The 21,963-nt window shown below is 68.9% G+C and carries 18 protein-coding genes; 3 read left to right on the top strand and 15 right to left on the bottom strand.

The features are described 5' to 3' along the window. Nucleotides 1–23: 23 nt before the first annotated feature. From fxsT to fxsA, 5 genes are all read right to left on the bottom strand, one after another. Nucleotides 24–3,965: an FxSxx-COOH system tetratricopeptide repeat protein gene (gene fxsT, locus ACQEVG_RS11135; RefSeq protein ID WP_432980742.1), complete on the bottom strand. Its 3,942-nt coding sequence runs from the start codon at nt 3,963–3,965 to the stop codon at nt 24–26. Then, nucleotides 3,949–5,289, bottom strand: a complete 1,341-nt coding sequence (locus ACQEVG_RS11130; protein WP_432980740.1) for a TIR-like protein FxsC — start codon at nt 5,287–5,289, stop codon at nt 3,949–3,951. Before ACQEVG_RS11130 ends, fxsT begins: the two co-directional genes overlap by 17 nt. Nucleotides 5,290–5,401: 112 nt before the next feature. Then, a complete protein-coding gene (locus tag ACQEVG_RS11125; RefSeq protein ID WP_432985264.1) occupies nt 5,402–6,112 on the bottom strand; it encodes an AAC(3) family N-acetyltransferase in 711 nt (236 codons plus the stop codon). Nucleotides 6,113–6,170: 58 nt separating this feature from the next. Continuing rightward, nucleotides 6,171–8,378, bottom strand: coding sequence for a radical SAM/SPASM protein FxsBH, inactivated beta-hydroxylase extension form (gene fxsBH / locus ACQEVG_RS11120; RefSeq protein ID WP_432980738.1), 2,208 nt, complete (start codon nt 8,376–8,378; stop codon nt 6,171–6,173). A gap of 9 nt (nt 8,379–8,387) precedes the next feature. Then, nucleotides 8,388–8,552, bottom strand: coding sequence for an FxSxx-COOH cyclophane-containing RiPP peptide (gene fxsA, locus ACQEVG_RS11115; RefSeq protein ID WP_432980735.1), 165 nt, complete (start codon nt 8,550–8,552; stop codon nt 8,388–8,390). Nucleotides 8,553–8,783: 231 nt separating this feature from the next. On the opposite strand from fxsA, the gene ACQEVG_RS11110 reads away from it, so the two are divergent. After that, the gene (locus ACQEVG_RS11110) at nt 8,784–9,686 is read left to right on the top strand and encodes a DUF4231 domain-containing protein (protein WP_432985261.1); all 903 of its coding nucleotides are present in this window, start codon (nt 8,784–8,786) and stop codon (nt 9,684–9,686) included. Nucleotides 9,687–9,742: 56 nt separating this feature from the next. Here the strand turns inward: ACQEVG_RS11110 and ACQEVG_RS11105 are convergent, their stop codons facing one another. From ACQEVG_RS11105 to ACQEVG_RS11060, 10 genes are all read right to left on the bottom strand, one after another. Beyond that, the gene (locus tag ACQEVG_RS11105; protein ID WP_432980732.1) at nt 9,743–10,222 is read right to left on the bottom strand and encodes a hypothetical protein; all 480 of its coding nucleotides are present in this window, start codon (nt 10,220–10,222) and stop codon (nt 9,743–9,745) included. A 128-nt stretch (nt 10,223–10,350) separates the two neighbouring features. Then, complete coding sequence (locus ACQEVG_RS11100; RefSeq protein ID WP_432980729.1) at nt 10,351–11,250, bottom strand: S1 family peptidase; 900 nt, start codon at nt 11,248–11,250, stop codon at nt 10,351–10,353. A gap of 250 nt (nt 11,251–11,500) precedes the next feature. Then, nucleotides 11,501–12,337 (bottom strand): DUF1684 domain-containing protein, encoded by an 837-nt coding sequence (locus tag ACQEVG_RS11095; RefSeq protein ID WP_432980726.1) that lies wholly within the window; start codon nt 12,335–12,337, stop codon nt 11,501–11,503. 4 nt (nt 12,338–12,341) lie between these two features. Beyond that, a complete protein-coding gene (locus tag ACQEVG_RS11090) occupies nt 12,342–13,640 on the bottom strand; it encodes an NtaA/DmoA family FMN-dependent monooxygenase (RefSeq protein ID WP_432980723.1) in 1,299 nt (432 codons plus the stop codon). Then, nucleotides 13,637–14,704: an LLM class flavin-dependent oxidoreductase gene (locus tag ACQEVG_RS11085; RefSeq protein WP_432980720.1), complete on the bottom strand. Its 1,068-nt coding sequence runs from the start codon at nt 14,702–14,704 to the stop codon at nt 13,637–13,639. Before ACQEVG_RS11085 ends, ACQEVG_RS11090 begins: the two co-directional genes overlap by 4 nt. A 33-nt stretch (nt 14,705–14,737) precedes the next feature. Next, nucleotides 14,738–15,715 carry an ABC transporter substrate-binding protein gene (locus ACQEVG_RS11080; protein ID WP_432980717.1) on the bottom strand — a complete coding sequence of 326 codons (978 nt, stop codon included), beginning with the start codon at nt 15,713–15,715 and terminating at the stop codon, nt 14,738–14,740. 28 nt (nt 15,716–15,743) lie between these two features. Next, on the bottom strand, nt 15,744–16,496 hold the full coding sequence (locus tag ACQEVG_RS11075; protein WP_432985258.1) for an amino acid ABC transporter ATP-binding protein: 753 nt from the start codon (nt 16,494–16,496) through the stop codon (nt 15,744–15,746). A gap of 5 nt (nt 16,497–16,501) precedes the next feature. Next, nucleotides 16,502–17,395, bottom strand: coding sequence for an amino acid ABC transporter permease (locus ACQEVG_RS11070; protein WP_432980714.1), 894 nt, complete (start codon nt 17,393–17,395; stop codon nt 16,502–16,504). 45 nt (nt 17,396–17,440) lie between these two features. Further along, nucleotides 17,441–19,210, bottom strand: a complete 1,770-nt coding sequence (locus tag ACQEVG_RS11065; protein WP_432980711.1) for an FAD/NAD(P)-binding protein — start codon at nt 19,208–19,210, stop codon at nt 17,441–17,443. Beyond that, the gene (locus tag ACQEVG_RS11060) at nt 19,207–20,085 is read right to left on the bottom strand and encodes an amino acid ABC transporter permease (RefSeq protein ID WP_432980708.1); all 879 of its coding nucleotides are present in this window, start codon (nt 20,083–20,085) and stop codon (nt 19,207–19,209) included. Before ACQEVG_RS11060 ends, ACQEVG_RS11065 begins: the two co-directional genes overlap by 4 nt. Before the next feature lie 399 nt (nt 20,086–20,484). Here ACQEVG_RS11060 and ACQEVG_RS11055 point away from each other — a divergent pair, with 399 nt between their 5' ends. Both ACQEVG_RS11055 and ACQEVG_RS11050 read left to right on the top strand, forming a co-directional pair. Beyond that, nucleotides 20,485–20,982, top strand: a complete 498-nt coding sequence (locus ACQEVG_RS11055; protein ID WP_432980705.1) for a GNAT family N-acetyltransferase — start codon at nt 20,485–20,487, stop codon at nt 20,980–20,982. Beyond that, a complete protein-coding gene (locus ACQEVG_RS11050) occupies nt 20,979–21,932 on the top strand; it encodes an ABC transporter substrate-binding protein (protein WP_432980702.1) in 954 nt (317 codons plus the stop codon). The genes ACQEVG_RS11055 and ACQEVG_RS11050 overlap by 4 nt, the downstream gene beginning before the upstream one ends. The last annotated feature ends 31 nt before the right edge of the window (nt 21,933–21,963 follow it).

Below are 21,963 nucleotides of genomic sequence, written 5' to 3'. Positions count from 1 at the left end.
GAGGTCCGGGGCGGAGCCCCGGGTCAGACCGCTAGAGGTTCCAAGTCGCGGTGGACCCTTCGTTCGTCGCGGGCGATCCGCGTCAGCGCATGCTCGTCCCCGAGCAGCCGCTGCAGTTCCTCCACCGTCTCCGCCCGCAGCCGCGCCGCCTCGTCCTTGCGGCCGAGCAGCCCGAGCGTGACGGACAGGTTGGAGGCGACGCCCAGTACCTCGGGGTGGTACGCGCCCAGCACCTCGCGCAGCCGGGCCACGGTCCGCTGCTCGATCTCCAGCGCCTCCTCCAGACCGCCCAGATCCGCCAGGGCGTTGGCGAGGTTGATCGTGCTGTACAGGGCGTGCGGATGGCTCTCGCCCAGCACTTCCCGCATCGTCCTCGACACCTTCAGCAGCAGCGCCTCCGCGGCCTCGGGGGCGCCACAGCCCCATTGGAAGATGCCCAGATTGTTGATGGCGGTCAGGGTGTACGGATGCCGCTCCCCCGGCACCTTCATGTACTGGTCGACGACTTCCTGCGCCAGATCCCGGGCGGCCACCGGCTCGCCGGCCGCGAACAGGTCGGCCGCCAGATTCAGATCGCAGGCGAGTGAGTCGGGGTTGGCCGAGGTGTACTTGGCGCGGTACCGATTGCGGGTGGCCGTGGTCAGCCGCCGCGCGTCCTCCAGCCTTCCTGCCCTGCGCAGCGACACCGCAAGGCTCTTGGCCGCGGCCAGCGTGCCCGGGAAGGTCCGGCCCAGTTGCTGCTTGTAGAGCTCGTAGGTGCGGCTGAGCAGCGAGACCGAGTCCTCGTACCGTCCGACTTCCCGCAGGTCCCGCGCCAGGTTCATGGCCGATGAGAGCGTGTACGGATGCTCCGGGCCGAGCACTTCGGACCGCCGGTCGAATACTTCCTGGTCGATCTCGCGCGCGCGGGAGTACTGCCCGACCATGCGCAGATTCAGCGCCAGGTTGTTGGCGGCCGCGAGGGTACGCGGATGGGACTCGTGGAAGATCTGGCTGAAGCCCTCGTGCGCCTCGGTGGCCAGCTCCATCGCCCTGCCGTACTGGCCGAGCGTGCCCAGGTCCATCGCGAGACCGCTGGTGGTCATGTACGTATGCGGATGGGACGTCCCCAGCACGGCCTGCTGGCGCTCCAGGGTCACCTCGTCCAGCTCCTTGGCCTCCACATAGCGGCCTTGCGAGCGAAGGATGTTGGAGAGGTGGAAGCGGAGGTAGAGATACTGGAGATCGTCGTTGCCCAGCATCTCGCGCCAGCTCTCGCGCAGTTCGTCGGCGAGCGTGTAGGCCGTGTTCAGGTCGCCGCGCTTCCACAGATAGCGCACCCGGTCGATCAGCAGCCGGCGGGTCTCCGGCTCCTTGCACAACCGGGCCTCGGAGGTACCGAGATGTGGCCAGATGGTGGCGAACCGCGGCCAGGTCTCGGGGTTGTCGATCGGCTCGTCGTCATCGGGCCGGGCACCGGCGAGGACCCGGTGGACGGCGTGCCGCGCGTCCTGCTGCTCCTGTTCGCTCAGCTGCGCCCGGATGACCGCCTGCACAAGCCGGTGCACCTGGATGCTGTTGGAGACCTGGTCGACCTTGGCCAGCGCGAACCTGCCGATCTCCCGGATGACCCGGCCGAGCACCAGTTTCTCCTGGAGCGAGGAGTCGTACGGTTTGAGCGCGTCGATCATCTCCTTGCTGTAGAGGAGGTTCGCGGAAATCGGCTCGGGCGCGAAGAAGGCGCAGAGCTGGAGCAGCCGCACCGCCGCGGGCGAGCGTTCCTTGAGCCGTTCGATGGAGACGTTCCAGGTCGCGGCGACCGGCTCGGGGTAGCCGGCCGGCTGGTTGAGCGCGAGGACGCTCGCGGCCTGTTCCTTGAGCTGTTCCAGATACGCGGCGACGGGTGTGGCGGTCTCCGCGATCCAGGCCGCGGCCTGTTCGACGGCGAGGGGCAGATCACCGACGGCGGTGGCGACCTGATCCGCGTCCTCGATACTCAGCCCGCGGGCGCGCCGCTGAAGGTGCTCGATGGACTCCTCTCGCAGGAATACGTCGACGGGCAGCGCGTCCCCGTACTGCGACCAGGTCTGGTTCCTGGAGGTGACCAGGATGTGGCCGGGCCCCTGCGGCGGGAAGAACCTCTTGAGCTGCTCCGGGTCGTCGGCGTTGTCGAAGACCAGCAGCCAGCGGGACGAGGGCACGCCGCGCCGCAGCAGGTCGATGGCCTCCTGCGATGCGGCCGCCATGTCCTCGCCGCCCTGGGCGCCGAGCCGGACGGCGAGTTCGGCGAGTCCCGCGACCACGTCGTCGGTCCGCTCGGAGGAGATCCACCACACCAGGTCGTAGTCGGCCATGAAGCGGTGTACGTACTCCAGGGCGACCTGGGTCTTGCCGACGCCGCCGAGCCCGTACAAAGTCTGCGGCTGGGGCAGCACCGCGGCCACCGCCATGCCGCCGCCGAGCTGGTCGCGCATCCGCTCCAGCACCACCGAGCGTCCGGTGAAGCCGGGGTTGCGGGGCGGCGCGTTCCAGATCTTCGGCACGGTGCCGGGGAAGCGCGGCCCCGGCGAGGAGCTGTCGGAGAGCTGGACCGGGCGGTCGAGTGCGCGCAGCAGCGCGGTGGTCGCGTGCACCTCGTCGAGCCGGAAGAGGTCCACCGGGTTGCGGTCGATGTAGGGCGTGGTGAGTCTGACGTCGCCGACCCGGAGCGGCAGCAGATGGTGCCTGCCTCCGCCGGGGTCGTCGGCCGCGGCTCGCGTATAGACCTCCACCGCGCGGGAGGACTTGAGATACGCGCTGGACAGCAGCACGACGGTGCGTGCGGCGTTCTCGGCGCCCAGTTCGTCCAGGTCGGACGGCTCGCGCTCCACCGAGACATCGCGCGGCACGACCCGGAATCCGGCCCGGGTGAGCTGGTACTCGACCCAGTCGGCCCACATGCGGTTCTCGGCCACATAGCTGAGGAAGAGATCGGCGGGCAGGGCCGGCCTGCGCCGGGTGAAGGCGTCTCTGATCCTGAGCCTGACCTCCTCGCCGACCGCGGGCATCGAGGTGATCCGCTGGTCGGTGACGACGGCGGTGAGCCGTTCGAAGGCGGAGAGCAGGGAGTTGGTCAGACCCGCTTCGTCGCCGAAGGTGGCCAGCGTCTCCTCGTACGCGTAGTAGGGCCGGTACGGAATCTCCACCGCGCCCCAGTAGGCGGTGAGTTCCTCGCCGGCCAGGCCGGTGGGGAAGCGGTCGAACTTCAGCCGGGCCAGCGCCCGTCCGGCGTCCGCCTTCTCCTTCTCGCCCTCGTCGATCCGCATCGGGACGGGGAAGATCTTGATGCCGCGGCCGCCGTACCGCTCGTCGATCTGCCGGGCCACCGCGGCGGCACCGTCTATGGACTGGTCGCTGAGGGTGAAGCAGTCCACGAGCACGTCGGGCAGATGGACGGTGCAGATGTCGGCGATGTCGCTCAGGCCGGTACGGCTGTCGATGAGGACGTAGTCGTAGTTGGCCTTCATGTCCTCGCGCAGCGCGTCGAAGAAGTGGCCACCGCCGAGCCGGTCGTAGAAGTTGTCCCAGTCGAAGGTGGAGACGGTCGCCGAGTACTCGCGGTTCTGTTTGCCCGCGGAGACGAAGTCGAGCGTGCCCCCGTCGGGGAACTCCCAGCCCAGGCTCTCGGGGGTGAGCGAGACGGCGTGCGGCTGGATACGCGCGTAGTCGAGGTGCCAGTCGTCGCGGCGCGGCTCGGGACTGGTCGCGGCCCAGGCGTACTCGGTGATCAGATCGATGACGCCGGTGGTGGCGCCGAGCGTGGAGGGGTCGAGGAAGGGATGGAAGAAGCGGTGCAGCCCGGGCGCTTCCAGGTCCCAGTCGACCGCCAGGACCCGCTTGCCGTTCGCGGCGAGTATCCACGCCGTGTTGGCCAGGGCCATCGTGCGGCCGGTACCTCCCTTGTACGAATAGAAGGTGACGATGCGTCCGTCACGACTGGCTGTCATCCGTGTCCTCCGCATCGGTGGCGATGTCACGCGTGTTCGGGACGTAGTGCGTGGTGCCGTACTCGGCCATCGGGCCGCGCAGCCGCGGCCGTTCGGAAGAGCGGGCTCCCGGGATGGGTGGCGCCGCGGGCGGGAAGACCTCGGCGTGACGCAGATACTCCTGGGCCGCGGACTCCACCACCTGGGGCAGGATCTGGCCGAAGGCCTCCATACTGAGCACTCCTCTGGCAGCGGCCCGGCAGGCGGCTCTGCCCTGGCGCATCTGATGCGGCATGGTCTGCTCCAGCTTCTCGACCAGCTCCGCCTCGGAGACCCGGCTCTGCGGGTCGTCGCGGTTCCACGGGACGACGACGCTCACCCAGGGGCGCGGCTCGGCGTCGAAGGCGGCGAGCCGCCGGCGCCGGTCGTCGTCCTCCAGGGCCCAGCGGTCGACGAGAAGTATCTCGGGCCGGGTGGGCGGCTGGCTGGGGTCGGGCGGCGACTCGTGGTCGAAGGAGGAGACCGTGGCCTGGTAGTTGAGCGAGCGCACCAGGTCCTGGGCGACGTACGCCAACGGGCGTGCGGAGTCCGGATGGTACGGATTCCAGTCCTGCGACTGCTTGCCGTAGTAGTCGGGTGCGCGGCCTTCGGGCAGGTCGTGACGGGTCGGTGCGGCGACCGTCACATGCATCGGGCGGGGGCCGCCGCTGGGCTTGCCGAAGGCGCTGGGCGCCTGCCGGTAGTCGACGGGGTTGCCGGAGCCGACGCGCGTAGTGTCGGCGACGCTGACGATGCGTTTGGCGAGTTCGTAGACTGCAGCTTCGTACTCCTCGGCGAATATCCGGAGTTTGATGAGGCCGTAGAGGCCGTCGGTGACATAACGGTCGCCGAAGGCCCGGTGGTTGAACTGCAACCGCTCGGCGGGGCCCGGGAGTTGTTCGGGCGGCATCGGCACCCACAGCGCGGGGACGATCGCCTCGGCGGGCTTGTTGCTCTTGGCCTGGTGGTAGATCGCCCGCTGGGCGAAGGCATACCACTCCTTGCCACACATCTCGCTGGCGAAGTACCGCGGCGAGAAGAGCGGGACGAACACCCGGCAGGTGGCCAGTACTTCACCGAGCCGCTCCGACCAGCCCTCCCCCGAGCGGATCTCCCGGTCCATGAAACCGGCGGGAGCGCCGGCTGGCAGATCGGTCATGGCCATTACATGGCCACACAGATCCCGGAAGAGCCGCTCCACCCACATGTCCGGGTCCGGGCCCCCTGCCCCGTACCGCGGCGTGTGCGCGTAACTCAAGAAGAAGTACGGCCGATGGTCCGCCGCTCGCTGCCTTGAATCTGACACACGACCCCCGTCCTGTGTGAACGCCCGCTCCCACACCCAGCATCGATGAGAGATGCGAGCGAATTAATCATTCCGGAGCCCGACACACTCCTTCCCCCCGCTGTTCAGTCAATCAACACCGCTTTTCGGTCATCCAGCTCACCGCGTGGTCGACCGCTTCCTTGATCGAGAACAACCTTGCGGGTCTTCCTCCCAGTTGTCCCTTCTGCTCCATACCCCAGGCGAAGGCGTCACCGATCACATCGAAATCGCTGTCGTCCAGTTCGGCGTCCTTGTACTGCGTCCATTGCCTGCCCCCGTCCGGTCGCTGCACCACACAACGGTAGGTGCGCAGAGGTGATCCGGTCCGGTATTCGGCGAGATGGAATGCCGTGCACACCGAGAAATCCACATTGATCATCAAAACCTGCGCCCCGGCCCGGTACAGAGCTCCCAGCGGCGAGTCGTCACCGAGGTGGGAAGTCAGCGGATGACCGGCGAGCAGTTCCGCGGCGCGCCGCCCCACGGCGGCGAAAGAAGTCTGCGGATGGGTGCTGCGTACGGCACCGTCGGCGGTGCGCACGGACTCGGCCAACCGGCCCATCCGCTGGCTGGGCGTGGTGGCCGCGTCGAAGGCCGGCATTTCCGCCCGGAAGGCCGCCGCCTGCTCGGGTGTCATCCCGTGCACCGCGGCGAGATACGAGGGCGAGGTGTCGGAGTTGTCCGTGGTGAAGGTGGGGACCACCAGCGTGCCCTCCTCGCCCAGCACATCGAGCAGCGTGTCACGCACGGCCGTGGCATGCAGCCCGGTGGCGCGCAGCGAGGCATGGACGAGCAGGGTCATTCCGTCCCGTACGCCCAGCGCACGAAGTGACCGCGCCAGGTCGCTGCTGCTCGCGGAGTCAGCCACGGCCTGCCTCCTTCCGGAGCTCGTCCAGCAGACGACGCCCGCCGACGGTCAGCTCCGCCGCGCGCTCCAGGGTCTCCAGGGCGCGCCCGGCCTGCTCGGCCCCCGCCGGTTCGAAGGCCGCGAGGCCCACCCGTTCGTATGTGCCGGCCAGCAGCTCGGAGGCGGTGACCGGCTCGTCCTGCCAGGGGGCCGGGTGGCGCCACCAGCCGTCCTGTGCGTACAGATCCGTGACCTCGACGAGCGCCTGCAGCTTGGCGCGCCGGAAACCGCGCAGCAGGGCAAGAGCCAGCCCTCCGGCCGTATCGGGCAGCGCGATCCCGAGCGCTCCATAGCCGTGGCGGCCCTGGGCCGGCTCGCCCGCGACCAGCGGTGTCAGCGTGGTCAGACAGTCGGCGGCCTCGGTGGCCAGTTCGGGAACGGTGTGGCGCAGAAGCCCCCAGGCCTCGGCCAGCCGTTCGCTCCACCCGGCCGCCTCGCGGGAGTCGAGCCGCTTGCGCACAGGGACGCCGAAGCAGTCCCGGTACGGGTCGACGTCGTCCAGCCGCAGAGCCGGCGTCCCGTCGCCGCCGAGCGTGCGCACGGGCCGCCACAGGGCGCTCTCCTGGCCGGTGTGCACGTGCTGCGGCTCGCGGCCGACCACACGCACCAGGAAGCCCTTCTCGGCCACGCTCAGCTCGGCCACGCCGTGCTCCGCACCGCCGGTCAGCCTCAGCTCGCCGAGTGTGGGCAGGCAGAGCCTGCCGTCCTGGTACGGCACCCGGACGGGGACCTCAAGACCGCCCCGGACGACCGCGGCCGCGAGATACGACGGCAGCCGCAGCGCGAGCGCGGCCGTCTCCGGCTTCCCTGCCCGCAGGGCGGCCAGCGTGTTCTGCAGCCAGGTGTGCGTGTACGGATGGCCGTACACCACGTCGAGCACATCACCGTGCCCCTCCAGGGCGCACGCCAACTCCCAGGCCCCGTCCCAGGCCTCGCCGCCCCGCCCGTCGAGCTCCAGATGGAGGTCGGCGAGCAGCATGCGGGTCACGTCCTGGTGCTGGGCCATGAGCTCGCCGGGATCGGTGAGTGCCGGGGACACGGTGGTGGCGGCCGTGCGCTGCTCGATGCCACGGATCAACGCCTCGAGGTCGGTGCAGTAGACGGAGGTGTTGTCGAAGCCGGTCCGGGAGCCGTAGCGGTGGGTGTAGAGCCCGCCGCCGCAGGAACGCACCACGGGGCACTGGCGGCAGGTCTCGCTGACGCCCGCGAGACCCAGCTGGCGCGCCCTGACCCCGGGGTGGGCCGCGACATCGTCGAAGGCATGCGTGAAGACGTCGAACCCGGTGGCTGCCGCGCCCTCGTAGGCGCTTTTGAGCGAGTCGACCTGCTCCAGGGTCCCGTCTGTCTCGACGACGACGAGGTCGGTGGGGGCGAGGCCGAGGGATTCGGTGAGGCTGGGGCCGCCACCGAGGGTGGAGAGCACGGACTCGAAGAGCCGCACGGGCACCTTCCTGCCCTGCCGGTCCCAGCGGTCGAAGATCGTCAGGATCCAGTCCGCGTAGGCGGTGGGTGAGCCGTCCGGGCGGGCCGGCGGATCGTCCCAGGTGGCGTGCGGCAGCAGGAAGTCGATGCGCGGGGGGTCCAGCTCGGTGAGGGCGTCGTACACGGCGACCGGGTCGTTGGCCACGTCGATGGTGCACAGAAGACCGAGGTAGAGGTGGCGGTAGCGGTCCTGCCGGAGGAGGTCGACGGCTTGGAGGACCAGAGGATGACTGGTGCGGCCGTCCGCGAAGCGGCGATGGCGGTCGTTCGCGCGTCTGTCGCCGTCGAGGGAGATGCCGACCTTGACGTCGTACTCGCTGAAGAGGTCGAGGTAGCGGGGACTGAGCTGTAAGCCGTTCGTATGGATACGAAGGTCGAGTTCGGCGACTCCGTCGAGGGTTGCGGTGAGCTCCTCGCACACACGTCGCAGACGCTCGGGCCCGGCCAGAAGTGGCTCCCCTCCGTGCAGGATCACTGACACGGAGGGCAGGGCATGACTCTTGGCATGCTCGGCCAGTCGCAGAGCTGTCCAGGAAATCGCTTCGTCAGAGATTGCCTTCGGGCGGGTACGCCAGCTCTGATCAGCGTGTTCATAGATATAACAGTGGTCACATGCAAGATCACATCTGCTGTGAACCTTCAATACGATCTCGCGGAATGGGACCAGGGGTCCAGTCATTCCGCCAGTCTAGAGCGCCGAGTTGAACGTGGCGGCACGTACAGAGCGGTCGGCGGGGGTCGGCAGGACGCGGGCCAGCTTCCTGGCGGCGTCGCCGCCGCGCACATCGATCTGCGCCAGTGGAACGCGGTTCTTCTTCGCAGCGGCGAAGGACGCGGAGGTCTGAAACGTCATGAGGGCCGTCCTTGATGTTGTGTCCAGCACAGGTACCACGCACCGTTGCGATGCTGGCGGCACGACTTTACTCTCATGGCCACTCGCAGCAACTCAGCACGTGGAGACGGAACAAAAGCGTTGCATCGCATTCTCGCAGGAGAGTACGGAACAAGCCATTCCGCCTAAAGAGTGAAGACAAAACTGCAGACAGGGGTGCGCATGACCGGGTTTCCCGGCCCACTGCAAAGCATGGTCTTCCGTAACAATGATCTGCCGGTTCTCTTCCACCATACGGACGCAATAGCGATCTCACGCCAGCGTGAGGCCGTCAGCGCCACCCGCTACCAGCTGCTGCTCTTGGTCGCGGGCGCGGCTCTGGCGGCGCTCCCGTCGTCACTGAAGCTCGGTGATACCTTCCAACTTCCCGGCGCACTCAGCGCGTTGGCGTACGCCGGCGTGCTGCTGCTCAGCTACCGCACCTCCCGGCGCAGAGCAAAGTCGCATTGGCAACTCAACCGCTCCGCAGCGGAGTTCATAAAGTCGATGTGCTGGCGGTACTCGGTCCATGGAGCGCCCTTCGACTCCAACTCCAGCAATGCGGACGAACTGTTCATCGTGCGACTGGAAGAAGGGCTGCGCGAGCTGACGAAGGTCGGCTGGCAGGACCCGCGCACAAACGTGCGGGAGGTGGCGGCCGGGGAGCTGATCACGACACCCATGCGACAGCTGCGCGCGAAGGCATTCAGTGTCCGCAAGGAGACCTATGTGAGGGACCGGCTGATTGAACAGCGCAACTGGTACCACCGCCGTACGGAGATCTCCCGCCGCGCCACTCTGCTCTGGTCGCTCTCGATCGGCCTGCTCACCGCGCTCGCACTGTTCTTCGCGCTGCTGCGGACGTTCTCACTCGCCGAATCGGTGGAGCTGGCGGGCCTGTTGTCGGCGGCGGCTGCCGCGTGTCTGGCGTGGAGCGAGATACGCCGCCATCAACCCTTGATCGCGGCACACTCGTTGGTGGAGGAGGGCCTGGCGGCGATGCATACGGCCATGGAGACGACGGTGACGGATGCGCAGTGGCCTTCGGCGGTGTACGAGACGGAGCGCATCGTGTCGCCGCAGCACACGGACTGGCTGGTCAGACACCGGAGTTAGGCCCTGCCGGGTTGATCAGGACGGACAGGGCCAGGGCCGGTATTTCGGCCCAGGCCCTAGAGGCGTTGCAGGCCCTCGCGCCAGATGACCGTGACCGGCTTGCCCAGGTGGCGTGCGTAGCGGACGATGTCGCCCGTGCCGCCAAGACCGCGGGCCGGGTGGCCGTCCCAGACCGCGAGGAGGCGGTCGCAATTGTCCGCGATATAGGCACCGGCCGCGTAGTAGGCCTCGTCGGTCGCGTACGGGAAGGCCAGCTGGACCTCCCGGGTGGCCCGGCCCCTGAGCTGCTGGAAGTGGGCCAGCTCGTCGGGGACGGTGAAGCCGTCCTCGTAGTCCCCGCTGGGAATGACCACGGTCAGCTCGGCGCCGCAGGCCAGGGCGATGTCCGCGAAGAGCTGGTCGGCGCCCGCCGCGAGGCTGGAGAGGGCTTCCATCGAGCCTTCGTGGCCGCGGAGCACCGCGTGCATTCCGGCGCGGATATGGGCGTAGCCCTCGGAGGGAATTCCTCTGTGGCCGGTCACTCCGATGCGTTTCACTGACCCGCAACCCCCGTCCCTCCAGCGCCCGACCGCACTGACATCCTCTCAAAAGGGGACGTGACGTCGAGCCCCCGTCCTGTCATACGGACGGGGGCTCGACGGCTGCCGGTTGCAGTGGTGGTGCGTCAGTAGACACTGACTCCATAGGCGCTGAGGGCCTCGGTGACCGGCTGGAAGAACGTCGTGCCGCCGGAGGAGCAGTTGCCGCTGCCGCCGGAGGTCAGGCCGATGGCCCGGCTGCCGGAGTAGAGCGGGCCGCCGCTGTCGCCCGGTTCGGCGCAGACGTTGGTGCGGATCATGCCGTAGACGATGTCGCCGCCGCCGTAGTTGACCGTGGCGTTGAGGCCGGTGACGGAGCCGCTGTGGGTGCCCGTGGTGGAGCCGCGGCGGGTCACGGACATGCCTACCGTGGCGTTGGCCGCGCTGGTGATGTCCTGGCTGCCGACAGTGCCCGGGTGGGAGAGCGAGGTGTTGGAGTAGCGCACGATGCCGTAGTCGTTGCCCGGGAAGCTGGAGCCGGCCGTGGGGCCGATGCTCGTGGTGCGCGAGGAGTTGGTGTACCAGGGCGGGTTGCCGTCGGTGCAGTGGCCGGCGGTGAGGAAGTAGTACGTGCTGCCGCTGCGGACGTTGAAGCCGAGCGAGCAGCGCCAGCTCGTCGCATAGATCGCGTCGCCGCCGGAGATGAGCTTGGAGAACGTACCGGAAGTGCGCTCGATACGGAGCGCCCCGGCGTTGCTCCCGGCCGCACGCTTGATCTTGGCGATCTCGGCCTGGGAGACGGTGCTGTCGGCCGTGACGACCAGGGTCTTGGTCGCGGGGTCGATGTTCCAGGCGGTGCCTGCCACGTCCGCTTCGAGTACGGCGTCGCTCGCCGCGGTCAGCTGGTTGGCACTGAAGGTCTGAGCCTGGTTTGCGTTGGCCGCGGGGACGGCGAACGCTGCGGCGGCGATCAGGCCAGTGGTGACGGCGAGCAGACGGGTGCGTCTCGCCGTGCCACTGCGGGGGATGGTGCGCTTGATCCTCACTTCTCGTTCCTCCATGGGGGAATCGGGGGCCCGTTGTGGGGTTCGGGCCCGTGAGGCGCAGCCATGGAGCACACGTGGAGTCTGTCCGGTTTCCGGACATGCCGTGCCCCTGACAAGCGCTGTTCGGGAGTATTCGTGGGCTCAACTACCCGCGCAAGGGCGCGTTTCGGCCGCGGCCCGCACACGGCAAACGGCCCCGGTGGCTCAGTGGCCATCGGGGCTGCGCGTTTGTCTTCGCCCCTGAGACGGGTCAGCGGCCCAGAAGGTTCCGTTCGCCGGCCGGGACACCGATCGCGAGCGTGTTGCCGGGCGGCGGGAAGGGGCAGAGGAAGTGGTCCGCGAAGGCGCACGGCGGCAGCAGCGAACGGTTGAAGTCGAGGGTCACCGCACCTCCCCCGGACTTCGTCCGGGTGGACCCCCAGGCGGGTGCGGCGGGCCGCAGAAAGCGGAAGCGATAGCTACCGTTTCCGCTGGTCGCATCGGCGAAGACCGCCCACAGCGAGCCGTCCGGCTCGACTGCCACCTTGAGGGTGCGCTCCTCGCCGTCGAGCTCGAAGACGATCTCTCCGCCGAGCCCCAGACCCCGCTCGCGTCCGTCCGCGTTCTGAACGCGCACGCTGCGGTGTTCCGCGTACGGCGTGAAGCGTCCCGGCAGCGCCCAGCGGGGGTCGTACTCGGTCGCCTCAATGCCCTTGAACGCCTGGCGCGCCGGGGCGTCCGGGTCGAAGTCCCGTACTGCCCACAGCCCTTCGCGGCGCAGCACGACCAGTCGCCGCTCGCCGTGCGCGACCCGGGAGTCCGGGGTCGGGCCGTGGTCCACGGTGAGTCGGACCTCGCCGGTCAGCGGGTGCCCGTCGACACTGAGACCGTCCTCGGGGGCCGCGGTCAGCACCACCTCGTCACCGTCCTCGCGCCACTGGCCAGGGACGGCCGGAATTTGACCTTCCGGGTAGTCCGAGATCCAGTGCGTGCCGGTGAGGGAGAGCGGGCCGTACGGGGCCGAGACCGCCTCGGTGCGGTGCTCGTGCCAGCTCTTCCACTCGTGCGCGGCGTCCGCGTGTGCGTCTGCGTGTGTGTCTGTACTCATGTGTTCAGCCTTTCCACACCGGCTCGCGCAGCCCGAGGTGCGAGCGCAGCGTCGAACCGGTGTACTGCGTACGGAAGGCCCCGCGCTCCTGGAGGAGCGGCACGACCTGCTCGACGAAGTCGTCGAGGCCGCCGGGGGTGAGATGGGGAACGAGGATGAATCCGTCGGCCGCATCGGTGGACACGAACTCGTCCATGGCGGCGGCAACGCTGCTCGCGGTGCCGATGAAGGACTGCCTGCTGGTCGTCTCGATGACGGTCTGCCGTATCGACAGGCCCTTGGCCTCCGACAGCGCCCGCCACTTGGCGGCGGTCGCGAAGGGGTCGCCGATCCGCACCCGGCCCTGGACCAGCTCCGAGTCCGGGTCCGGATCGATGTCCGGGAGCGGTCCTTCCGGGTCGTACGAGGAGAGATCGCGGCCCCAGACCAGCTCGAGGGCGAGAATCGCGTTCTGCGGCGAGACCTGCTGACGGCGGATCTCGGCGGCCTTCTCCTGCGCCTCGGCGTCGCTGTCGCCGATGACGAAGGTCACCCCCGGCATGATCTTGAGGTCGCCGGGGGCCCGTCCATGGGCGGCGAGCCGGGCCTTGACGTCGGCGTAGAAGGCACGCCCGGCCTCCAGCGTGCCGTGTCTGGTGAAGATCACGTCCGCTGCGGACGCGGCGAACGCGCGGCCGTCGTCGGAGTCGCCCGCCTGGATGACCACGGGATGCCCCTGCGGTGACCGGGGAACGGTGAACTCGCCCTCGATCGCGAAGTGTTGACCTGAATGCGCGAAGGGACGGGGCGTCCCATCAGGTGTCCAGGAGTCCCAGAGCGTACGGGCGGCGGCAACGAATTCCGCGGCCCTGGTGTAGCGGTCGGCCCGGTCGAGATAGCCGCCGCGGCGGAAGTTCTCCCCGGTGAACGCGTCCGAGGAGGTGACGACGTTCCACGCGGCCCGGCCACCGCTGAGATGGTCCAACGACGCCAGCCGGCGGGCCAGTTCGTACGGCTCGTTGAACGTGGCGTTGACCGTGGCGGCAAGGCCGAGCCGGTCGGTGACGGCGGCGAGCGCGTTCAGCACCGTGATCGACTCGGGGCGGCCGACCACGTCCAGGTCATGGATCCGGCCCTTGTGTTCGCGCAGCCGCAGCCCCTCGGCGAGGAAGAAGAAGTCGAACAGTCCGCGCTCGGCGGTGCGGGCCAGCTGTTCGAAGGAGGAGAAGTCGATCTGGCTGCGCGAGCGCGGGTCGGCCCAGACGGTGGTGTTGTTGACGCCCGGGAAGTGGGCGGCGAGATGCATCTGTTTGCGGGTCGTCATGCCGTTCCCCCGGCCTGTGCGTACTGGTTGGCGGGCCGGGCGAGTCCCAGATGCTCCCGGAGCGTGCCGCCCGGATAGAAGGTGCGGAACAGACCGCGGTGCTGGAGCAGCGCGACGGTGCCGTTGACGATGCGCTCCAGGTCGCGATGGGGCGCGATGGGCGCCAGATGGAAACCGTCCACCGCCGACTGAGCGTGCCACTTGGTGATCAGCTCGGCGAGGTCGACCGGGCCGCCGCTGAAGTGCGGGCCGCCGGCGAGCCGAGGGCCGCTGTCCAGGCCGGGCTCCGGCGCGGACTCGCTCTCGCCGAGGTCGACCACGAGCGAGACCAGCACACGCAGGGTGGCCGGGTCCCGGCCACTTTCCTTGGCCCGCCGGCGTAGGTCGTCGCCGAGCGCGGCGGCCTGTTCGGGCGCGCCCGCCCGTACGAGGACGACATCGGCGTGCCGGGCCGCGGCCGCTGTGGCCGGCTCCGCCGTGCCGTCCGCGACGACGACGGGACGGCCCTGCGGCGGCCTCGGCACGATCGAGGGGCCGCGCACACTGAACGTGCTGCCCTGGAAGTCGACATGATGCAGCTTGCCGCGGTCGATGAAGCGACCTGTCGCCCTGTCGCGGATCTCCGCGTCGTCCTCCCAGCTGTCCCACAGCCGTGCGGCGACATCGGCGACCTCGCCGGCCTCCTGCCACAGCGCGTCGCCGGGCGCGGCCGGGCGGCGGCCGAAGAGCCGGGCCTCGGCCCCGGTGGTGGACACATCGACCTGCCAGCCCGCGCGGCCGCGGCTCACCCAGTCGAGGGTGGCCACGGCCGCGGACACATGGAAGGGCTCGGTGTGCGTGGTGGTCACGGTCGGTACGAGACCGATCCGTTCGGTGGTGGGCGCGACTCTCGACAGCACCGCGAGGGCGTCGAGCCCGGGCCGGGCGAAGGAGTCGCCGAGGGTGACGAAGTCGAGGGCGCCCTGCTCGGCGAGACGGGAGAGACCGACGTAGTACTCGGCCTCGTACCGGGCCGGGCCGTCGAGGGCGACGGCCAGATGGAGCGGGCGGGGGGTGGCGGACATGACGATGAATGCCTCTCTGGAACCCTGCGTCGGTCAGTTCTTGGTCTTGGGCAGGCCCAGCGGGTTGATCTCCGACTTCGCGACGGCCTCGCTCGAGATGCCCCAGCGCTTCAGCACCTTGGCGTACGACCCGTCCTTGATGATCTGGTCGATCGCCGCGGCATACGCCTCGACCAGGCCGCTGCCCTTCTTGGTGGTCGCGGCGATCTTGCCCTGGACCTGGGAGCCGCCTCCCGACAGGGTGCCGATGATCTGGGTCTGTCCGGCCGAGGCCACGTGGTACGCGGCCGTCGGGTTCGGCCCGAGGTAGGCGTCGATCCGGCCCGACTGGAGGGCGAGGTAGTAGTCGGTGTCCTTCTGGAAGTACTTGATGTCGACGGGCTTGAGGCCTGCCTTGACGTTCTGCTCGCTCCAGTCGACGAGGATCTTCTCCTGGTTGGTGCCGGAGGAGACGGAGATGGTCTTCCCCGCCACGTCCTTCGGCTCCTTCACCCGCCAGTTGGTGCCCTTCTTCGCCTCGAAGGCCAGGTTGTCGAGCCGGTAGGTCGCGAAGTCGTACTTCTCCTTGCGTTCCTCGGTGACCGTGACATTGGACAGGATGCCGTCGAACTTGGAGCTGTCCAGGCCGACGAAGAGGTTCTCCCAGGAGACCTCCTCGAACTGCGGCTTCAGGCCCAGGGTGTCGACGATCAGAGTGGCGATGTCGATCTCGGCGCCGATGCGCGTTTTGTCGTCGGTCGCGTAGAAGCCGAGCGGTGGCGACGCGTCGGCGCTGGCACCGATGCGGATCGTGCCGCGCTTACGGATCGCCTCGGGCACCTTGGCGGCGATGGCGTCGACCTTCGTCCCGCGGATGCGGTGCTGGTCCGGCGAGATATTGATGCCCTCGCCCTGCGCGCCCTTGGGCTTCACCGCGTCGGTCGTGGCGTCGCCGGTGCTTGTGCAGGCGGCGAGCAGACCGGAGGCGGCGATCACGGCGACGGCGGTGGCGAAGGTGCGGCGGGTGTTCACGTGGAAACTCCTTGCAGACATGGGTGCTTCACAGGACCTTGGAAAGGAACGCGCGGGTGCGCTCGTGCCGGGGGTTGTCGAGTACGTCGGCGGGAGCGCCCTGCTCGACGATCCGGCCGCCGTCCATGAAGATCACCCTGTCGGCGACCTCACGGGCGAAGCCGATCTCGTGGGTGACGACGATCATCGTGGTGCCCCGGTGCGCCAAGTCCTTGATGACGTCGAGGACTTCGCCGACCAGCTCGGGGTCGAGGGCGGACGTCGGCTCGTCGAAGAGCAGCAGTTTCGGCTCCAGTGCCAGCGCGCGGGCGATGGCGACGCGCTGCTGCTGACCGCCGGAGAGCTGCTTGGGGTAGGCGGACGCCTTGTCCTCGAGTCCCACCCTGGCGAGGAGCTTCTCGGCGGTCGCAATGGCCGCCTTGCGTGGCCGCTTCAATGCGGAGACCGGCGCCTCGATGATGTTCTCGATCACCGTGAGGTGCGGGAAGAGGTTGAAGTTCTGGAAGACGAAGCCGATCTGGGTGCGCTGCTTGAGCACTTCACGCTCGCGCAGTTCGTACAGCTTGTCGCCGGAGCGGCGGTAGCCGACGAGCGAGCCGTCGACACTGATCCAGCCGCTGTCGACCTTCTCCAGATGGTTGATGGTGCGCAGCAGGGTGGACTTGCCCGAGCCCGAGGGTCCGAGTACGACGGCGACCTCCCCCGTGCGCACCTGAAGATCGACTCCGCGCAGCACCTCCAGCGCGCCGAAGCTCTTGTGCACGGACCGTACGTCGACCATCGCGCTCATCGCGTGGCCCCCTTTGCGAAGTGGCGTTCCACGTAGTGCTGGAGAACGGAGAGCACGGTGGTCAGGAGGATGTACCAGGCGGTGGCGACCATCAGCAGCGGGACGACCCGGCCGTTGCGGCCGTAGATGACCTGGACCTGGTAGAAGAGCTCGCCGATCGCCATGACGGAGACGATCGAGGTGCCCTTGAAGAGGGAGACGATCTCGTTGGCTGCGTTGGGGAGGATCGAGCGCATCGCCTGGGGCAGCACGATGCGGCGCAGCTGGCGCAGTCGGGGGATGCCGAGCGCGGCAGCCGCCTCCAGCTGACCGCTGTCCACGGCCAGTACGCCCCCGCGGACGATCTCCGCCGCGTACGCCGCCTGGTGCAGGGCCAGTCCGAGTACGGCCGCGCTCATCGCGCCGACCAGGCCCATCGTGTCGAAGGAGAAGAAGCCGGGCCCGAAGGGGATGCCGAACTGCAGCTCCTTGTAGAGATAGGCGAGGTTGAACCAGAACAGCAGCTGCACGATGAGGGGGATGGAGCGGAATGCCCAGATGTAGGTGAAGGCGACCCACCTGAGGAAGGGGCTCGTCGACAGCCGCGTGAAGGCGAGGACGATGCCGAGGGCGAAGCCGATCACCGTGCCGTAGAAGGTGAGCTGAAGGGTGATCCAGACGGCCTTGAGGATCACTTCGGCCGTGAAGAACTGCGCGAAGACCTCCCACTCCCAGCCGGGGTTGGTGGCCAGCCCGTGCAGGAACTGCACCAGCAGGATCGCGGTGGCGGCGACGGCGGCCCAGCGCCAGGGGTGGCGTACGGGGACCACCTTGAGCGCACCGTAGTCCTCGGGTTCCGCGACGGTGGGTGGTGGTGCTTTGTCGACGGGTGGATCGCTGGTCAGCGACATGGGGTCCTCACGTTCGTACGTACGAGACAGGGGGTCTGAGGGCGCCTAGGCGCTCAGGCGCTCGCGACAGGCGAGATCACGAAGCAGGTCGAGCGCGGTGCGCGCGGTGGCGTCGTTCTGCCGGAAGGCGGGGCCGCCCGTGCCCGGCCGGGTGAAGGCACCGCCCGCGCGGGCGGTGGTGTGCGGGCCGAGCGCGAAACGGCGTGGATGCGGGCGGCCCTCGCGGTCCAGCACCCGGCCGTCCGCCGGGTCCACCGACAGCAGTCCGTCAGGGGTCGCGGCGGCACCGTCCGCGTACAGCGCGCGCAGCAAGGGGCTGCGGGTGCGCTCCAGCGAGGGCTCCGGCAGCCGGGCCTCGACCAGCGCCCGCGCCTCGGTCCACTCCCCCGGCACGCTCGCACTGCCCGCCCGGAAGATCCCGCGCCGCTCGTCGGCCTCGACGGTGATGCCCGCGCCGAGGAAGCGGACGACGCCCGCGCGGGAGAGCGCGAGGAGCTGGCGCAGCCGGGGTCCCGGCGGGCCCGAGGCGAGATAGCTGAAGAAGCCGTGCCACCAGCCGCCGATGCCGCCGAGCCGGATCAACTGCCCGTAGACGGAGAGCAGTCCGAGGAAAACGGCGAGGTCTTCGCTGTGGCCGGGGTCGTGGTGACGTTCGAGGTCGGCGGCGATGTAGCCGCGCAGCCCGTCCTGAAGTACGTCGTACGAGGAGAACCTCATCCCGTCCAGGGGGTGGTCGAGCGCTGCGAGGTCGAGGCGGTCGGCCGGGTCGGGCACGGAGGCGGCGACAAGCGTGCGCAGTTCGGGGCCGGCGGGCTCGGCGGCGGCGTACTTCTCCTCGAAGTCGGGCCAGTTGACCGAGGTGCGCTCCGGGTGGGCGGTGAAGAGCCGGTGGTAGTGGGCGTAGCCGAGCTCTTTGTCGATGAGTGGCCAGATGTCACGCCGGAAGTCCGGGCGATCGGAGCGACTGAGCAACATGTCGACTTCCGCCGGCCCGAAGAAGCGGGGCAGCGGGGGCCGTTCGCCCCGCCAGGTGTAGCCGATCTTGGAGTGGTACGGGACACCGCGCCGCGATCCCACGTACAGCACCGGCTCCCGGCCCGATGGCACATACTCGCCGTTCTCATGCCGTCCGCCGCGTCCCTCGGTGAGCAGCACCATCAGATCGATGAAGGCGAGCCCGAAGCCGCGGACGATGACCGGTTCGCCGGCCGGGAGGACGGACAGATCGCTGTCCGCGGTGAAGTCCGGCGGCAGATGGAGCAGCTTGTTGCGTCGCGCGAAGTCCGCCAGTCCACGCTGTTCGTCGTCGAGTTCGGCGTCGAGATGCCCCAGGGTGAGTACGACGAGATCGGCGGCGAGCGGCTCCGTACGCCCTTCGATCCAGACCAGCTGGCCGCCGTCGCGCGGACCGCTGACGCGCAGGGCCCGCGCCCGGTGCTCGTGCACGGTGACGGTCGGCGGCAGGGCGGCCACCGCCTCCTCGTACACCCAGCGCAGATACGCGCTCTGTTGCCGCCTGCTGGGAAAGGACTGGCCGTCGAGACCTGCCCACTCCGCGAGCGTGGGGCCCGGCAGTACGGGACCGTCCAGCGTCACCGTCTCGTCGGTGAACATGGTGACGTCCTCGGCCATGGAGTTCATCCACAGGAGCGGGGACTGCTCGTGCCGCCAGATCCGGCCGCCGCCCGGCGGATGGGGGTCCACCAGATGGATGTCCAGCGGCAGATCGGCATACAGCTCGGGGGCGTTGGCGGCCAGCCGCTCCAGGAAACCGGTCCCCCGCGGACCGGCTCCGATCACGACGATGGACGTCATCGCGCACCTGCCGTACCGCGTGCGTAGTACTTCTCGACATAGTGCTGTCCGACGCTGAGCACCGAGGTCACCACGGTGTACCAGATGGTGGCGACGAGCAGCAGCGGCACGACCTGGTAGGTGCGGTGGTAGACGAGCTGCACCGAGTAGAGCAGGTCCTGTACGGCGATCACGCTGACGATCGAGGTGCCCTTGAGGGTGCCGATGAGCATGTTCCCGGCGGGCGGCACGATGGAGCGCATGGCCTGGGGCAGCACGATCCGGCGCAGCCGGCGCCACCGTCCGAGGCCGAGCGACTCGGCGGCCTCGATCTGTCCGCGTTCGACGGAGAGGATGCCGCCGCGCACCACCTCGGCGGCGTACGCGGCCTCGTGCAGCGTGAGCCCGATGATCGCGATGGTGACCGGGCCGAGCAGATCGACCGTCTTGACGCCGAGGATCTGCGGGTAGAGCGCTCCGATGTTGAACCAGAACAGCAGCTGCACCAGGATCGGCGTGGAGCGCAGCAGCCAGGTGTATCCCCAGCTGACATTGCGCAGAACGGGGTTGGCGGAGAGCCGCATCACGGCGAGAAGTGTGCCGAGCGCGAAGCCCAGCACCATGACAACGCCGGTCAGCCAGAGAGTGAGTCCGAGGCCGCGCAGTACGGCGGCAGAGGTGAAGTAGTCGCCGACGACGTCCCACTGGAACGCGTCATTGCGTATGACGGAATTGAGGGCGCCCGCGAGCAGCAGGAGGACGGCAACTGCCGCCGCCCACTGGCCGGTTCGGCGTACGGGGACGATGCGCGGCTGTACGGCGTCGGTCTTGGCGGGCTCGCCCGCGGCGGACGCTGGTTCGGGAGTCCCGGGGAGGGTGTCTGTGGGCACAGCCATACGAAGGCTCCGTGGATGCAGAGATCGAACACGGGAATGCCTTCACCAGAAAACACAACGTGGACCGAGCCCCTCAGCACGATCCGTACTCGAGGCTGGGGGTCGGTGCGGCCTGCTGTCAAGCCTGTCCACACTGTGAGCCGTATGTCTCAGCGCAGTTGACGCAGAAACGGATGCCTGTTCCACTTAGGCCATGTATTCGCAGCAATGGCTGGTCACGCGCTCCCACATCGACTTCGGTCGCGTGTGGTCCTCTTCCTGTTGAGCTGACCCCGCTGCTTTTCTCCGACGCATCTCGGCGTCGTCTTTCCGCGCCTTCACTCGCACAGCACCGCGCGTCGCGCGCCCCTCCCCTCGCCACACCCCTGTTTCCTTCTGCCTGCTCGAAGAAGGGCACGCATGACGTTCACCCCGAGCCGTGGCTCCGCGCTGTCCGTGCACCGGACCACGGCCGACGACCCCCTGGCCCGCCCGCTCCTCGATGAGCTGGCCCACGAGTACACCAGCCGGTACGGCTCCGCCTCCGATCTGAAGCGCTACCCGTCCGAGGAGTTCGCCCCGCCGCACGGCGCGTTCCTGCTGCTTCTGGAGCGGGGCCGGCCGGTGGCCGGCGGCGCGTACCGCCGCTATGACCCGAGCACCGCCGAGCTGAAGAGGATCTGGACGCACTCCGCGCACCGCCGCAGGGGCCTGGCCCGGCGCGTGCTGCGGGTGCTCGAACGGGAGGCCGCCGACCGTGGCTACTCCCGGATCTATCTGACCACCGGACCGCGTCAGCCCGAGGCCAAGGGCCTCTATCTGGCCGCCGGATACCGCCCGCTCTTCGATCTGTCCGCAGATCCGGAGTCGATCGGCCCGCTGCCGTTCGAGAAGCATCTGGAGACCCACGCATCATGAGCAGGACACGCCACGCCGTCGCATTCGCGCTGATCACAGCCGCCGCGCTCACGCTCACCAGCTGCGGCTCCGGCGACCCGGCGACCGCCGGCGGCGGGGCCAAGCCGGGGGCCGAGCCGGGCGCCAAGCCGGGGAAGATCCCCACCGCCGATGTCGTGTCGTCGGTCGCGAAGGACGAGGCGGCCGCCAAGCTGCTGCCTGCCGACGTACGCAGCCGGGGCACGCTCACCGTCGCCGCCGCAGTGGGCACCCCGCCGGGCGCCACCTATCTGGAGGACGGCAAGACCGTCGTCGGCCAGGACATCGACTTCGCGGAGGCGGTCGCCAGGGTCCTCGGGCTGCGGCTCAAGCGCGAGGTGGCGAGCTTCGAGGCGATCCTGCCGGCGCTGGGCAGCGGCAAGTACCACCTGGGCACCGGGAACTTCGGTGTGACCGACGAGCGCCGCAAGACCATCGACTTCGTCACCTACATCAATGACGGCCAGGGCCTCGCCGCGCTCAAGAGCAGCAAACTGACGAAGATCTCGGACTTCACCGATCTGTGCGGCCTCAATGTGGCGACCGGGGCCGGCACCACCTTCGAGGCGTCCCTGGAGAAGAACGAGGACAGCTGCGCCAAGGCGGGCAAGAAGCCGTACAAGATCCAGACCTACGCCGAGACGGGTGCGATCTGGATCTCCCTCCAGCAGGGCCGCAGCGACGTGGTGATGAGCACGATCAACGGGCTCCGCTATGCCGTCACCCAGCAGGGGGACACGAAGTTCCTCAATGAGTTCAAGCGGCTCGACGTCGGCTTCGCCTTCAAGAAGGGCACCCCGCTGGCGCCCGCCTTCCAGGCCGCGGTGAACAGGCTCAAGGCGGACGGGACGTACGACCGGATCCTGAAGAAGTGGGGCACCACCGAGTCGGCGATCGAGAAGTCCGAGATCTCGCCGCCCGAGATCAAGTGACCGGCATCAAGTGACCGGCACCGAGCGACCG

Source organism: Streptomyces sp. CA-135486, from assembly GCF_050936555.1.
GTDB lineage: Bacteria > Actinomycetota > Actinomycetes > Streptomycetales > Streptomycetaceae > Streptomyces.
Note: the sequence above shows the minus strand (reverse complement) of the source record. Positions and strands in the feature narration are given on the sequence as shown.

Coding starts and splice junctions, on each gene's coding strand:
- fxsT (WP_432980742.1), bottom strand. CDS start 3,965: ATGACAGCCAGTCGTGACGGACGCATCGTCACCTTCTATTCGTACAAG.
- ACQEVG_RS11125 (WP_432985264.1), bottom strand. CDS start 6,112: ATGACCCTGCTCGTCCATGCCTCGCTGCGCGCCACCGGGCTGCATGCC.
- fxsBH (WP_432980738.1), bottom strand. CDS start 8,378: ATGACTGGACCCCTGGTCCCATTCCGCGAGATCGTATTGAAGGTTCAC.
- fxsA (WP_432980735.1), bottom strand. CDS start 8,552: ATGACGTTTCAGACCTCCGCGTCCTTCGCCGCTGCGAAGAAGAACCGC.
- ACQEVG_RS11110 (WP_432985261.1), top strand. CDS start 8,784: ATGGTCTTCCGTAACAATGATCTGCCGGTTCTCTTCCACCATACGGAC.
- ACQEVG_RS11095 (WP_432980726.1), bottom strand. CDS start 12,337: ATGAGTACAGACACACACGCAGACGCACACGCGGACGCCGCGCACGAG.
- ACQEVG_RS11090 (WP_432980723.1), bottom strand. CDS start 13,640: ATGACGACCCGCAAACAGATGCATCTCGCCGCCCACTTCCCGGGCGTC.
- ACQEVG_RS11085 (WP_432980720.1), bottom strand. CDS start 14,704: ATGTCCGCCACCCCCCGCCCGCTCCATCTGGCCGTCGCCCTCGACGGC.
- ACQEVG_RS11075 (WP_432985258.1), bottom strand. CDS start 16,496: ATGGTCGACGTACGGTCCGTGCACAAGAGCTTCGGCGCGCTGGAGGTG.
- ACQEVG_RS11070 (WP_432980714.1), bottom strand. CDS start 17,395: ATGTCGCTGACCAGCGATCCACCCGTCGACAAAGCACCACCACCCACC.
- ACQEVG_RS11065 (WP_432980711.1), bottom strand. CDS start 19,210: ATGACGTCCATCGTCGTGATCGGAGCCGGTCCGCGGGGGACCGGTTTC.
- ACQEVG_RS11060 (WP_432980708.1), bottom strand. CDS start 20,085: ATGGCTGTGCCCACAGACACCCTCCCCGGGACTCCCGAACCAGCGTCC.
- ACQEVG_RS11055 (WP_432980705.1), top strand. CDS start 20,485: ATGACGTTCACCCCGAGCCGTGGCTCCGCGCTGTCCGTGCACCGGACC.
- ACQEVG_RS11050 (WP_432980702.1), top strand. CDS start 20,979: ATGAGCAGGACACGCCACGCCGTCGCATTCGCGCTGATCACAGCCGCC.